The sequence below is a fragment of the Nocardioides sp. ChNu-99 genome (assembly GCF_029493445.1).
Lineage (GTDB): Bacteria > Actinomycetota > Actinomycetes > Propionibacteriales > Nocardioidaceae > Nocardioides.
This window is the reverse complement of the sequence record NZ_JAHWBL010000080.1, coordinates 1-13,237: the sequence shown is the minus strand read 5'-3', so window position 1 is coordinate 13,237 and position 13,237 is coordinate 1. Positions and strand designations below refer to the sequence as shown.

The following is a 13,237-nucleotide window of genomic DNA, read 5'->3' as shown; positions in this document are numbered from 1 at the left end:
TGCCGGCCGGCCGGCGACCGGCGGGGCCGCCGGGCCGCCCCGGCCTTCCCCCGGGCGTCAGCGGGACGTGCGACGCGGAGCTCACGGGCGGCGGCGCTCGCGCACGAACCGGCGCAGCTGACGTCGGCGCTCCCGCAGGCCCCAGCGGGTGATGCGCCGCAGCGACTCCCCCGCCACCGCGCCCGTCATCTTCGACTCGCCGCGCTCGCGCTCGACGAACTCGATCGGCACCTCGGTGACGACGAGACCGGCCTGCAGCGTGCGCCACGTGAGGTCGGTCTGGAAGACGTAGCCGGTCGACTGCACGGACGCCAGATCGATCTTCTCGAGCGTCGTGCGGCGGAAGAGGCGGAAGCCGGCGGTCGCGTCCCGCACCCGGATGCCGAGCAGGAGGCGCACGTAGAGGTTGCCGCCGCGCGAGAGCGCCATGCGGCTCCACGGCCAGTTCACCACCGAGCCGCCGCGCACCCACCGGGAGCCGATGACGAGGTCGGCCGACGCGAGGGCGTCGAGGAGCCGGCCCAGCTGCTCGGGCTGGTGCGAGCCGTCGGCGTCCATCTCGCCCACGACGTCGTAGCCGCGCTCGAGCGCCACGGCGAAGCCGTGGAGGTACGCCGCCCCCAGGCCGGCCTTCTCGGTGCGGTGCAGGACGCTCACAGCGGGGTCCGCGGCCGCGAGGCGATCGGCGATGGCGCCGGTGCCGTCCGGCGACCCGTCGTCGACCACGAGCACGTCGAGCGCGGGCTGCGCGGCCCGCACCCGGGCGACGACCGCCTCCAGGTTGAGCGCCTCGTTGTAGGTCGGCACGACGACCACGCCGCGCCCCAGGTCGCTGTGGCTCATCCCACGGTCTCCCTCGTCGTGCCTGCGGTCCCCCGGGCCCCTGCGGACCCGGTCTGGTCGGTCTGCCCTGCCGGGCCGGTCGTGCCCCCTGCCTGTGCCTGTGCCTGTGCCTGTGCTGGGGCGCCGTCGTGCCCGCCGTCCACGGTACGCCGCCGCAGCCGAGCCCCGCCGAGACCGGCGAGCACGAGGCCGAGCAGGGGCAGCGCGGTGGCGGCGGTGACGCCCGCGGCGATCCACGGCCCGAGCCGGAGCCCCGGGGTCACCACGTCGTTGAGCACGACCTCGGCCTCGACGACGCCCCGCGTGCGGCGGTCGATGGAGCTGACGACCTCGCCGTCCGGGGCGACCACGGCGCTCTGGCCGTTGATGGCGGCCACGACGAGGTACTTGCCCGACTCGATCGCCCGCAGGCGCGTGATCTCGAACTGCTGGTCGACCTGGTGGGTGCGGATGAACATGGCGTTGGAGGTCTGCACGGTGAGCACCTGGGCCCCCGCACGCACCTGGTCGCGGAACCCGTCGTCGTACGCCACGTCGAAGCAGATCGCGTTGCCCACCCGGATGCCGGCGACCTCCAGCGGGGTGTCGCGCGTGCCCGCGACCATGTCGCGCGGGATCAGGTCGAAGTCGTCGACGATCGAGGCGAGGCCGGCGTTGCGGAACGGGATGAACTCGCCGAACGGCACCGGGTGGCGCTTCGCGTAGCGGTCGCCGGGGCCGGTGACGTCGTCCCACACGATGCCCTGGTTGAGCACCTGGCCCTCGGCCGGCGCGTCGACCATGCCCCCGACGACGACGGGCACGCCGACGGCGGCGACGGCCTCCTCGATGCCCGCGGTGGTCGAGCGGTCGGTGAAGGGGTCGACGGCGGTCGAGTTCTCGGGCCACAGCACGAAGGCGGGCGTCGGGGAGGTGCCGGCGGCGATGCGGTCGGCCAGCTCGACGGTGGTGCGGACGTGGTTCTCGGTGACCTCGCGGTGCACGGGCACGACGTCGTCACCGGCCCCGGGCACGTCGCCCTGGACCGCGGCGACGGGCACCACCGGACCCGTCGTGGGCACCTCGTAGGGCCGGAGCGCGGCGAGCGCGACGACGGCTCCCAGCACCCCGAGGGGTACGACGAGCCGCGCCACCCGGCGCCGGTCCCGACCGAGCGCGCGACCCTCGGCGCGCAGGGCCACGACGGCCGCGGCCAGGAGGGTGCCGAGCAGGGCCAGCACGAGGCTGGTGCCCGCGGTGCCCACCCAGGGCAGCAGCGCGGAGAACGGGGTGTCGGCGGTGCCGAACGCCAATCGGCCCCAGGGGAAGCCGCCGAACGGCCAGGTGCCGCGGAGCTCCTCGCAGGCGACCCACGCGGCGGCGACCCACAGCGGCCAGCCCCGCACGCGCTGCAACGCCATGACGACCGGGCCCAGCAGCGCGTAGTAGAGCGTCTCGATGAGGGAGAGCGCGATCCAGGCCTCGGGCCCGACGGCGCGCATCCACCACAGGAGCGCGAACTGGAAGGCGGCGCCGAACAGCGTGCCGAGGGCCAGGGCCGTGCGCACCCGCGTGCCGCGGACGGCGAGCGCCAGGCCCGCGACGGCCAGCGGGCCGCACAGGACGAGCCCCACGGGGTCGAACGCGGCGGAGCCGACGAGACCCGCCAGCACCGCCAGCAGCACGCGGAGGCGGGACGACGCGGGCATGCGGGGAAAGGTAGCCCACCCGACGTGACGCCCCGGGATCGTCGGCGTGAACTCGCGGCGACCCTCCGCAGGGCGGAGGGGGTCGGCGTGGCCTTCGGACCGACGCGGGCCCGGCCGGCTGCCGGGACCGAGAAGTTGTCTACGGACCACGCAACCCCCTCCGCGTCCACCACCGCAGCGAGGGACCCGAGCGAGTCGGACGGCCGGTCGGGAAGTGGTGCGCGACCCGTCGACCCACCGCTCGGCATCTCGGCTCCCACGCGCGAACTGCCCTAGGTGAACCCGGCACAGACTTCCGGTGACCCCGGAGTGTGTCAATGTTGCGCTGACCTGGGCCGATGCACTATCAGCGCAGGTCAGCGCGGGGACGGCCCCGCCCGAATTTCTCCGCGTTTCCCGTGCCCGCGCGGCGTGTCGCCGCCGGACACGCCGTCGTGCGGGCTAGGCCGCCTCGGGGCCCGGGACCACGACGGTCCCGGACGCCCGGGTCGCGAGCAGCGGCTCGTCCAGCAGCACGGCCGCGCCGGGGCGCCCAGGGGTCCCCGCACCCCGGGCGACGACCCGCAGCTCGAGCGCTAAGCGACGGGAGCGACGCCCCACGGCGACCAGCTCGGCGCGCACCTCGACGACGTCCCCGGCCCGCACGGGGGCGAGGAACTGGACGTCGTCGTAGGAGGCGAACAGGCCCTCGTCGCCGTCCGTGCGGATGCACATCTCCGTGGCCACGTCGCCGAACAGCCCGAGGCCGAAGGCACCGTCGACCAGGCCCCCGGCGTAGTGCGCGTGGGAGTGCGCGACGTACCGGCGGTGGGTGACGACGGTGCCGACGACGGGGCCGGCGGCGGGGCCGACGACGGGGCCGACGACGGGGCCGACGACGGGGCTGACCGAGGGGCCCGTCCCCGGGGCGCTCACGCCGCCACCCGCCGACGCACGCGGTCGACGAGGAAGCTCGCGACCTCGCCCGGGGTGGTGCCGCGGGCGAACACCCGGTCGACGCCGAGCTCGTCGGCCATCCGCTCGTCGAAGCGGGGCCCGCCCACCACGAGCAGCGGCCGCCGGGCGGGCGGGTAGGCCTCGCGGAAGGCCGCCGCCATCTCGCGGGTGTTGAGCAGGTGCGCGTCGCGCTGCGTGACCACCTGCGAGACCAGCACGGCGTCCGCCTGCTCGGCCACGGCCGCGGCGACGAGGGCGGGCACGGCGACCTGGGCGCCGAGGTTCACGACCTTGATCTCGCGGTAGTACTCCAGCCCCTTCTCCCCCGCGAACCCCTTCACGTTGAGGATGGCGTCGATGCCGACCGTGTGGGCGTCGGTGCCGATGCAGGCGCCCACCACGACGAGGCGCCGCTGCAGGCTCTCGCGGATCGCGAGGTTGGCCTCCTTGGGGCCGAGCAGCGGGTAGTCGCGCTCGACGACCTCGACCCGGGCGGTGTCGACGACGTGGCGCACGCGGCCGTAGACGACGAAGAAGGTGAACCCGTCCCCGACGGGCCGGGCGTGCACGACCATCGCCGGGTCCATGCCCATCTTCGCGGCGAGCTGCTCCGCGGCGCCCTCCGCGACCTTGTCGTGCGGCAGCGGGAGGGTAAAGGAGAGCTGCACCATCCCGTCGCCGGTGGTGTCGCCGTACGGGAGCACGCGGCGCCCCGGTGACGCGCCCGCGTCTGGCGGCGGCGCGGGGGTCGGGGGTGCCGGTACGTCGGTGCGGGCGTCGGTCGGTGCGCTGGTCACGTCGCCTCCAGCAGGTCGGTGGCCGGGTTGTGGTAGTCGTCCGCCTTGACGCGGACGCCGTCGAGGCCGCGGCCGCCGTCGGGCGGGCGGCGCATGAGGCCGAAGGTGCCGTCGGCGATGACGTCGAGCAGGCCCCGCTCGTGCGTGAGGATCCGCTCGAGCAGGTCGACGGACTCGGCGAGCACCTGGTGGGCCCGCTGGACGATGACGCCGTCGGGGGCCGGGTGGAAGTCCTCGTGGAGGCGGCCGGCGGCGTCGAGGACGTAGCGGACGTTCTGCAGGGCCAGGTCGCGGTCGGAGAGCCAGGGCGTGACGACGGCCTCCGTCATCATCCCGACGAGCAGGATGCCCTGACCGGTCAGGGCGCCCGCGAGGTTGAAGAACCCGTCGAGCAGGTAGCCGCGGAAGACGTCGCCCGTCATGTGCCGCGTGGGCGGCATCCACTTGAGCGGGGCGTCGGGGAAGAGCTCCCGGGCGAGCAGGGCGTGCGCGAGCTCCAGGCGGAACGAGTCGGGCACCGCCGGGTCGATCTCGAAGGCGTGGCCGAGGCCGAGCTGCCAGGTCTCCAGGCCCGCCTCGCGGGCGAAGAACTCGTTGAGCAGCTGGCTCGTCGTCACCGTGTGCGCCGCCTCGACCGCGTCGGCGGTCGTGAGGTAGTTGTCCTCGCCCGTGTTGATGACGATGCCTGCGCGGGCGTGCACCTGCCGGCTGAACCGCTGGTCGACGAAGGTGCGCACCGGGTTGATGTCGCGGAAGAGGATCCCGTACATCGAGTCGTTGAGCATCATGTCGAGCCGCTCGAGGCCGGCGAGCACGGCGATCTCGGGCATGCACAGCCCGCTGGCGTAGTTGGTGAGCCGCACGTAGCGGCCCAGCTCGCGGCTCGTCTCGTCCAGCGCGGCGCGCATGAGCCGGAAGTTCTCCTGCGTCGCGTACGTGCCGGCGAAGCCCTCCCGCGTCGCGCCCTCCGGCACGAAGTCGAGCAGGCTCTGCCCCGTGCTGCGGATCACCGCGATGACGTCGGCCCCGGCGCGGGCGGCGGCCTGCGCCTGGGGCACGTCCTCGTGGATGTCGCCCGTGGCGACGATGAGGTAGATCCACGGGGTCCGCGGCGCGTCCCCCACCTCGCGCAGCAGTCGGTCGCGCTCGGCACGCCGGGCATCGACCCGGGCCAGGCCCGCGGCGACGGGGCCGTCCGCGGCCGCACGGGCCGCGCGCGCGTCGGCGCCCGTCGGCAGGCGGAAGCGCACCGAGCCGGCGGCCGCCTTCTGCGCCAGGGACGGCAGGTCGTCGGCCTCCCCGCGCAGCAGGGCGTCCCACACCGGCACGACGACCCCGTGCGCGAGCGCCTCCTCGCCGAGGTCCTCGCCCAGCACGTCGACGAGCCGGTTGACCCAGGGCGTGCCCTCCGCGTCCGCGCCGGGCACGCCCGCGAGGCGCAGCGTGGCCCGCTCGACGGCGACGGTGGTGTGCGCGCGGGCGAGGTCGACCACGGGCTGCCCGACGCGGGCCGCGAGCTCGCGGGCCCGCCGTACGGTCGCGGGCGGCAGGTGCAGCTTCACCGGCGGGCCTCCCGCTGCTCGAGCAGGGCGCGCACGGCGGGCACCGTGCGCACGAGGTCGAGGGCGTACGCCGCGTGGCCCGGCACGTAGCCGTTGCCCACGAGCATCGTCACGTCGGCCGCGAGGCCCTCCGCGCCGAGCGCCGCGGCAGTGAAGGACGTGGCCATGGAGAAGAAGACGACGGTGCCGCGGTCGGCGGTGGCGAGCACCGCGCCGCCCTCGCAGCCCGGCACGTCGACGCAGACGACGGTGACGTCGGCCGGACCCCCGCCGGCGGCGACCGCGTCGCGCAGCGCGACCGGGTCCCGCGCGTCGGCGAGCACGACCGCGTCCGCGAGCCCGGTGGCCTCGAGCGCCGCCCGCTCCGCCTCGACGGGGACGACGCCGACCACGCGCGCCGCTCCGGCCTCCCGGGCGGCGGCCAGCGACAGCGAGCCGGACTTGCCCGCGGCGCCCACGACCGCCACCACCGGGGCGCGCCCGTCGCGTGCGCGGTGGTCCGCCACGACGCGGCGGGTGAGCGCGGGCGCGCCGCAGACGTCCATCACCGCCAGGGCGAGGTGGTCGGGGAGGTCGCCGGGGAGCACGGCCGCGACCGAGCGGCCGAACAGGATGGCGTGCCCGTCGGTGGGCACCTGCTCGCCGCGCCCGTCCCACCGCTCCAGGCCGTCGGCGAGCACCAGCGGGGTCAGGGACAGGGAGACGAGCGTGGCGACGCGGTCCCCCACCCGCAGGCCGAGCGGGGAGCGCGGCCCGACCTCCTCGACGGTGCCGAGCAGCATGCCGCCGGAGCCCGTGACGGGGTTCTGCATCTTGCCGCGCTCGGCCACGATCGCCCCCACGTGCGCGCGCAGCGCCGGCACGTCGAGAGCCCCGTCAGGCCCCCGGTGCTGCTCGACGAGCTGGCGGTGGGACGCCGCGTCGAGGTTGAGCCGCTCGACCCGCACGCGCACCTCGTCGTCCGCCACCTCCGGGCGGGCGTCCAGGCGCGTGGCGGCCTGGGGCAGCACGCGGGGACGGTCGAGCACGCGGTGCAGGCCGACAGGATCGGCGGCGGGCAGGGCCTGCTGGGTCAACGACATGGGGCGACTCCCGGTCTGGACGACAGATCGTCCGGCGTGATGATCGACACGCAGGACGATCTCCGCCTACTGTGGCAGAGGCCGCCTCCCGCGGCAACGACCACGCCGACACGTCCGGAGGGACCCATGAGCCTCGACAGCGCGACCGGTCCGGTGGGCACGCCGCAGCCCTACGTCTACGCGCGCACCGAGCTGGTGGAGCCCGACTGGCGCCGGTTCCCGGGCTGGCGCGACGTCACCGCGCAGGAGTGGGCCTCGGCGCAGTGGCAGCGGGCGCACTGCGTGAAGAACGTCCGCCAGCTGCGGGACCTGCTCGGGGACCTCGTCGACGACGCCTTCCACGCCGACCTCGAGCGCGACCAGGCCGAGACCGCCACCATGTCGATGCTGCTGCCGCCCCAGATGGTCAACACCATCGCGGCGCACGTGAGCCCGGCAGGGCCCGGCTCGCTGACCGCGGCCTGGTACGCCGACCCCGTGCGGCACTACATGCTGCCCGTGCACTCCGACCGGCGCACCGACTGGCCCTCGCACCCCCACGCCGCCCGCGACTCGCTCCACGAGCACGACATGTGGGCCACCGAGGGCCTCACCCACCGCTACCCCACCAAGGTGCTGGCCGAGCTCGTCGCCACCTGCCCCCAGTACTGCGGGCACTGCACACGGATGGACCTCGTCGGCACCTCCACCCCCGCGGTGCCGAAGCTGAAGTTCCTCGGGCGTCCCGGCGACCGGCTCGAGGACATGCTGGCCTACCTGCGCCGTACCCCCGCGGTGCGGGACGTCGTCGTCTCGGGCGGCGACGTCGCGAACATGCCGTGGCCCCGGCTCGAGGCGTTCCTCGACGCGCTGCTGCAGATCGACAACATCCGCGACGTGCGGCTCGCCACGAAGGCCCTCGTGGGCCTGCCCCAGCACTGGCTGGCCGACGACGTGCTGGCCGGGGTGGAGCGCGTGGCGCGCACGGCGCGCTCGCGCGGGGTGTCGCTGGCGCTGCACACCCACGCCAACCACGCGGCCTCGGTGACGCCGCTGGTGGCCCGTGCCTCCCGCGCGCTGCTGGAGGCCGGCCTGCGCGACGTGCGCAACCAGGGCGTGCTGCTGGCCGGGGTCAACGCCGACGCCCACGACCTGCTCGACCTCAGCTTCGCGCTGCTCGACGGGGCGGGCATCACGCCGTACTACCTCTACCTGTGCGACATGATCCCGGCCGCCGAGCACTGGCGGGTCTCCGTCGCCGAGGCGCAGCGGCTGCAGACCGCGATCATGGGCTACCTGCCCGGTTTCGCCACGCCGCGCATCGTGTGCGACGTGCCGTTCGTCGGCAAGCGCTGGGTGCACCAGGTGTCGTCGTACGACGCGGTGCGCGGCATCACGGGGTGGACGAAGAACTACCGCACGTCCATCGAGGCCGACGACCCCGCGGCGCTCAGCCGCGAGTACCACTACTACGACCCGATCCACACCCTCGGCGAGGAGGGCCGGGCGTGGTGGCGCGAGCAGCAGGCCCTCACCGCCGCGGGCGCGGTGCCGGCCGGGGTGTGAGCCGGGGCGTGAGCCGGGGGGAAGGCCGGGGGGAAGGCCGGGGTGACACCGGGCCTCAGGTGACGGGGCGGTTCTCGTAGAACGTGGTCAGCACCATCGTCGTGCGCGTCGACACGTTCGCCGCCGCCCGGATGCGGGCCAGCAGGCCCTCGAGGAGCGCCGGGGTCTCGACCCGGGCCTTGAGGATGTAGGACTCCTCCCCCGCGACCGACCAGCACGACTCGATCTCGACGATGTCGCGCAGCCGCTCGGGGCAGTCGTCCGGCTGCGAGGGGTCGATGGGGCGGATCGAGATGAACGCCGTGAGCGGCAGCCCCAGCTGGTCGTAGTCGATCGTCGCGCCGTACCCGCGGATGAGGCCCCGCTGCTCGAGCCGCTTCACCCGCTGGTGCACGGCCGACGTCGAGAGTCCGGTGCCCCGCCCCAGCTCGGTGAAGGACATCCGGCCGTCCTGGGCGAGCAGGGCGAGGATCTTGCGGTCCGTCTCTTCCACGCCGGACAGGCTAACCACTCGTGGCAGGATCGGCGCGTGCCCCACCGTGCCCCGCGCCTCCTGCTGCTCGACACCGCGTCGCTCTACTTCCGCGCCTTCTTCGGCGTCCCCGACTCGATGCGGGCGCCGGACGGCACCCCGGTCAACGCCGTGCGCGGCCTCATGGACTTCGTCACGCGGCTCGTCGGGGAGTACGAGCCCACCCACCTGGCCTGCTGCTGGGACGACGACTGGCGCCCGCAGTGGCGCGTCGACCTGCTGCCGACCTACAAGGCGCACCGCGTCGTGGAGGTGCGGGAGGCCGACCCCGACGTCGAGGAGGTGCCGGACCCCCTCGAGCTGCAGGTGCCGGTCATCCGCGAGGTGCTGGCGGCCTGGGGGCTGCCCGTCGTGGGCGCGCCCGAGCACGAGGCCGACGACGTCATCGGCACCCTCGCCACCGGCGCCGGCATGCCGGTCGACGTCGTCACCGGCGACCGCGACCTCTTCCAGCTCGTCGACGACGCCGCCCAGGTGCGCGTGCTCTACACCGCCCGGGGCGTGGGCCGCCACGAGCGCGTCACCGAGGACGTGGTGCGGGAGAAGTACGGCGTGCGCGCCGACCAGTACGCCGACTTCGCCACCCTGCGCGGGGACGCCTCCGACGGGCTGCCGGGCGTCAAGGGTGCCGGCGACAAGACCGCCGCGACGCTCCTGGGCCGCTTCGGCGACATCGCCGGCATCCGCGCGGCGGCCGCCGACCCGGCGTCCGACATGGCGCCCGGCGTCCGGGCCAAGGTCGCCGCGGCGTCGGACTACCTCGACGTCGCCCCGCAGGTCGTCGCCGTGGTGCGGGACCTGCCCGTGCGCGACGTCGACCTGCGCATCCCCGGCTCCACGTTCGACGCCGACGCGGCGGCTGCGCTCACCGAGCGCTGGGACCTCGGCACCAGCGCCGAGCGGCTCACGGCCGCGCTCCTCGCGCTGGACTGAGCGCCCGACCGGCGCCCGACGGGCGCCCGACGGGGCGCCCGACCGGGGCCGCCGTACGGTGGAGGTCATGGCACGCATCGCAGTCGTCGGAGGAAATGGTCAGATCGCCCGCCACCTGCACCCCCTGCTGGTGGCGGCCGGGCACACGCCGGTCGCGCTGGTGCGGACGCTGGCGTACGCGCCCGACCTCGAGGCGCTCGGCGCCGAGGTGCGCGAGCTCGACATCGAGAACAGCACGACGCGCCACTACACGGACGCGTTGACGGGCGTCGAGGCGGTCGTCTTCGCGGCGGGGGGCGGACCCGACGGCAAGATCGAGCGCAAGCGCACCGTCGACCTCGGCGGCGCGCTCGGCACGATCGCCGGGGCACGGGAGGCCGGCGTGCGCCGCGTCGTGCAGATCTCCGCCATCGGCGTCGACCAGCCCGTCCCGGACGACACCGAGCCGGTGTGGAAGGAGTACGTCGCGGCGAAGCGCGACGCCGACAAGGCGCTGCGCGCCTCGGGCCTGGACTGGACGATCATCCGCCCGGGCGGTCTCACCGACGACCCGCCGACCGGTTCCGTCACCCTCGCGAGCGAGGTCGAGCGGAGCACCGTCACGCGCGCGGACGTCGCCGCCGTCGTCGCCGTCTGCCTCGGTGACGCCCGCTCCATCGGCCGCCAGTGGGAGCTCGTCAACGGTCCCACCCCGATCGCCGAGGCCGTGGCCACCGCGGAGTGACCCGCGGGCTGCCTCAGCCCAGCACGATCCTCACCGGCTCCTCGCCCTGGCGGGGGGCCGGTCGTGCGTCGTGGGCCAGCAACGCCATGCGGCGCACGTCGTGGCGTGTCGCGCCGTACCGCAGCCGCTCCCGCTCGACGCCCTCGGGCACGAACCCGACGGCCTCGGCCACGGCCGCCGAGGCCGGGTTGTCGACGCGGTGGCCCAGCTCCAGGCGGTGCAGGCCCAGCTCGTCGAAGGCGTGGGTGACGACGGCGGCGAGCGCGCGACGTACCAGCCCGCGGCCCCGCACCGCGCCCGAGGAGAAGTAGGAGACCCAGGCGGTGTCGTGGGTGCGCGCGACGTCGGTCAGCGCGACGTTGGCGACCGGCACGCCGTCGTCGAGCACGGCGAAGGCGTAGCGCTCCCCCGCCGCCGGGTCGGGCTGCCACGCGAGCATGCGCTCCACGCACGCGGCGGCGTCGGCGAGGTTGCGCACCGGCCACGGGTACTGCCGGTCCAGGTCGTCCGAGGCCGAGAAGACCGCCAGCACCGCGGGCGCGTCGTCCAGGCGCCACGGCCGGAGCACCGGCCCGCTCACACCTCGGTGCCGAGCGTGCTGAACGCGACGATGCCGCGGTCGAGCAGCCCGGCGGCCTCCCGGGCGGTACGGCGCAGCGCACCGTCCTGCGTCGCGTTCGCCACCTGGTCGACGACGTCGAGCAGCTGCTTGACCACCCGGACGAAGTCGCCCGCCGGCATGCCGGTCTCCCGCAGGATGTCGTCGAGGTCGTCCCCCCGCGCCCAGGCGAGGGCGGGCCAGGTGAACCCCGCGTCGGGCTCGCGCAGCTGGTCGAGCTTGTGGCGGCGCTCGAGCGCCGACAGGTCGGCCCACAGCCGGCGCGTGGTGCTGACCGCGTCCGCGACCGGACCGGCCGGGATGCGCGGGCCGCGGGGGTCGTCGCTGCGCCGGGACTCGAAGACCAGCACGGAGAGCGCCGAGGCCAGCTCGGGGGCGTTCAGGCCGCTCCACGTGCCCGCCCGCAACGCCTCCGCCGCGACGAGGTCGAGCTCGGAGTAGAGCCGCATGAGGGCGCGGCCGCGGTCGGTGACCTCGTCGTCCTCGAGGTAGCCGAGCGTCGTCAGCACCTCGCTGACCCGGTCGAACTGCCGCGCGATCGTGTTGGTGCGGGACTCGATGCGCCGGCGCAGCGTCTGCGCCTCGGCGTCGAGCTTCGCCCAGCGCTCGGCCCAGCGGGCGTGGTCCTCCCGGTCGGGGCAGTCGTGGCACGGGTGGGCCCGGACCTCGGCGCGCAGCCGGGCGACCTCGGCGCGCTGCGCCTCGTCGACACCGTCCGCGCCGTCGCGGCCCGTCGGGGCAGTCGGCGGCGGCACCCGCAGGGTGCGCACGTGGTTGCGCAGGGTCGTCGCCAGGTCGCGGCGCATCCCGGGGTTGCGGCCGTCGAACGACTTCGGCACGCGGATGCGGCTGAGCGCCCGCACGGGCTCGGGGAAGTCCATGAGGCCCAGGCGCCGGGCCTGGCGCTCGACCGTGACCACGGAGGGCCGCGGCTCGTCCTCGCCGAGGCCGGGGTCGACCACCACGGCGAAGCCGGCGAACTTGCCGGCGGGCACGTGGATGACGTCGCCGCGCTTGAGGCGGACGAGCGAGCCGACGACCTCGCCGCGGCGGTCGAGGCGCCGGGCGCGGGCGCCCGCCTTCTCGGCCTCGCCCACGCGGCGGCGGAGCGCGGCGTACTCCATGAAGTCGCCCTTGTCGCACGTCGCGGCCTCCGCGTAGCCGGTGAGAGCGTCGTCGCTCTTGCGCAGCTGGCGGGCGAGCCCGACGACGGCCTTGTCGGCCTGGAACTGGGCGAAGGAGCTCTCCAGCAGCTGGCGGGAGCGGTCGGTGCCGAAGCGGTGCACGAGGTTGACGGCCATGTTGTACGACGGGCGGAACGACGAGCGGAGCGGGTAGGTCCGCGTCGAGGCGAGGCCGGCGACCTCGGCCGGGTTCATCCCCTGCTGCCACAGCACGACGGCGTGGCCCTCGACGTCGAGCCCGCGGCGCCCGGCGCGGCCGGTGAGCTGCGTGTACTCCCCCGGCGTGATGTCGGCGTGGGTCTCGCCGTTCCACTTGCTCAGCTTCTCCAGCACGACGGTGCGGGCGGGCATGTTGATGCCCAGCGCCAGGGTCTCGGTGGCGAAGACGGCGCGCACGAGGCCGCGCACGAACAGCTCCTCCACGCACTCCTTGAACGTGGGCAGCATGCCGGCGTGGTGGGCCGCGACGCCGCGGGCCAGCCCCTCGGCGAACTCGTCGTGGCGCAGCACCTTGCGGTCGGCCCGCGGGAGGTGGGCGGCCCGCTCCGCGACGTACGCGCGGATCTCGGCCTCCTCCTCGGCGGTCGTCAGCCGGATGTCGGCCTCCAGGCACTGCTGCACCGCGGCGTCGCAGCCGGCCCGGCTGAAGATGAAGGTGATCGCCGGCAGCAGCCCGGCGCGCTCGAGCCGCTCCACCACGTCGGCCCGGCTGGGCACCCACACGCGCCGGCCGTTGCCGACGTCGCGGCCCCGCCCGGCGCCCGCGCCGCCCTGGGTGCGCCCGCCCCGTTG

General features: G+C 75.3%; 12 protein-coding genes. 3 read left to right on the top strand and 9 right to left on the bottom strand.

Annotated elements, in window-relative coordinates; translation table 11 throughout:
- Positions 1-81: 81 nt before the first annotated feature.
- The 6 genes from KK617_RS17450 to KK617_RS17425 all read right to left on the bottom strand — a co-directional run bounded on the left by KK617_RS17450 (position 82) and on the right by KK617_RS17425 (position 6,908).
- On the bottom strand, positions 82-843 hold the full coding sequence (locus KK617_RS17450) for a polyprenol monophosphomannose synthase (protein WP_277501447.1): 762 nt from the start codon (positions 841-843) through the stop codon (positions 82-84).
- On the bottom strand, positions 840-2,531 hold the full coding sequence (gene lnt, locus KK617_RS17445; protein WP_277501446.1) for an apolipoprotein N-acyltransferase: 1,692 nt from the start codon (positions 2,529-2,531) through the stop codon (positions 840-842). The genes KK617_RS17450 and lnt overlap by 4 nt, the downstream gene beginning before the upstream one ends.
- A gap of 441 nt (positions 2,532-2,972) precedes the next feature.
- Positions 2,973-3,446 carry a hotdog domain-containing protein gene (locus tag KK617_RS17440; protein ID WP_277501445.1) on the bottom strand — a complete coding sequence of 158 codons (474 nt, stop codon included), beginning with the start codon at positions 3,444-3,446 and terminating at the stop codon, positions 2,973-2,975.
- The gene (locus KK617_RS17435) at positions 3,443-4,264 is read right to left on the bottom strand and encodes an OAM dimerization domain-containing protein (protein WP_277501444.1); all 822 of its coding nucleotides are present in this window, start codon (positions 4,262-4,264) and stop codon (positions 3,443-3,445) included. The genes KK617_RS17440 and KK617_RS17435 overlap by 4 nt, the downstream gene beginning before the upstream one ends.
- On the bottom strand, positions 4,261-5,826 hold the full coding sequence (locus KK617_RS17430; RefSeq protein WP_277501443.1) for a lysine 5,6-aminomutase subunit alpha: 1,566 nt from the start codon (positions 5,824-5,826) through the stop codon (positions 4,261-4,263). The genes KK617_RS17435 and KK617_RS17430 overlap by 4 nt, the downstream gene beginning before the upstream one ends.
- Positions 5,823-6,908: an L-erythro-3,5-diaminohexanoate dehydrogenase gene (locus KK617_RS17425; RefSeq protein ID WP_277501442.1), complete on the bottom strand. Its 1,086-nt coding sequence runs from the start codon at positions 6,906-6,908 to the stop codon at positions 5,823-5,825. Before KK617_RS17425 ends, KK617_RS17430 begins: the two co-directional genes overlap by 4 nt.
- 126 nt (positions 6,909-7,034) lie before the next feature.
- Here KK617_RS17425 and KK617_RS17420 point away from each other — a divergent pair, with 126 nt between their 5' ends.
- The gene (locus KK617_RS17420; protein WP_277501441.1) at positions 7,035-8,453 is read left to right on the top strand and encodes a lysine 2,3-aminomutase; all 1,419 of its coding nucleotides are present in this window, start codon (positions 7,035-7,037) and stop codon (positions 8,451-8,453) included.
- A gap of 55 nt (positions 8,454-8,508) precedes the next feature.
- Here the strand turns inward: KK617_RS17420 and KK617_RS17415 are convergent, their stop codons facing one another.
- Positions 8,509-8,946, bottom strand: a complete 438-nt coding sequence (locus tag KK617_RS17415; RefSeq protein WP_277501440.1) for an Lrp/AsnC family transcriptional regulator — start codon at positions 8,944-8,946, stop codon at positions 8,509-8,511.
- 36 nt (positions 8,947-8,982) lie between these two features.
- On the opposite strand from KK617_RS17415, the gene KK617_RS17410 reads away from it, so the two are divergent.
- Positions 8,983-9,918, top strand: a complete 936-nt coding sequence (locus KK617_RS17410; RefSeq protein ID WP_277501439.1) for a 5'-3' exonuclease — start codon at positions 8,983-8,985, stop codon at positions 9,916-9,918.
- 67 nt (positions 9,919-9,985) lie between these two features.
- Positions 9,986-10,642: an SDR family oxidoreductase gene (locus KK617_RS17405; protein WP_277501438.1), complete on the top strand. Its 657-nt coding sequence runs from the start codon at positions 9,986-9,988 to the stop codon at positions 10,640-10,642.
- 13 nt (positions 10,643-10,655) lie between these two features.
- Here KK617_RS17405 and KK617_RS17400 read toward each other — a convergent pair whose 3' ends face one another.
- Positions 10,656-11,210: a GNAT family protein gene (locus tag KK617_RS17400; protein ID WP_277501437.1), complete on the bottom strand. Its 555-nt coding sequence runs from the start codon at positions 11,208-11,210 to the stop codon at positions 10,656-10,658.
- Between the two features lie 8 nt (positions 11,211-11,218).
- The coding region (locus KK617_RS17395; protein WP_277501435.1) for a helicase-related protein at positions 11,219-13,237 on the bottom strand (2,019 nt) is incomplete at its 5' end.

What these genes read in the sequence shown, in the direction of transcription:
- KK617_RS17450 (WP_277501447.1), bottom strand. Translation starts at nt 843, where the DNA reads ATGAGCCACAGCGACCTGGGGCGCGGCGTGGTCGTCGTGCCGACCTAC.
- lnt (WP_277501446.1), bottom strand. Translation starts at nt 2,531, where the DNA reads ATGCCCGCGTCGTCCCGCCTCCGCGTGCTGCTGGCGGTGCTGGCGGGT.
- KK617_RS17425 (WP_277501442.1), bottom strand. Translation starts at nt 6,908, where the DNA reads ATGTCGTTGACCCAGCAGGCCCTGCCCGCCGCCGATCCTGTCGGCCTG.
- KK617_RS17420 (WP_277501441.1), top strand. Translation starts at nt 7,035, where the DNA reads ATGAGCCTCGACAGCGCGACCGGTCCGGTGGGCACGCCGCAGCCCTAC.
- KK617_RS17405 (WP_277501438.1), top strand. Translation starts at nt 9,986, where the DNA reads ATGGCACGCATCGCAGTCGTCGGAGGAAATGGTCAGATCGCCCGCCAC.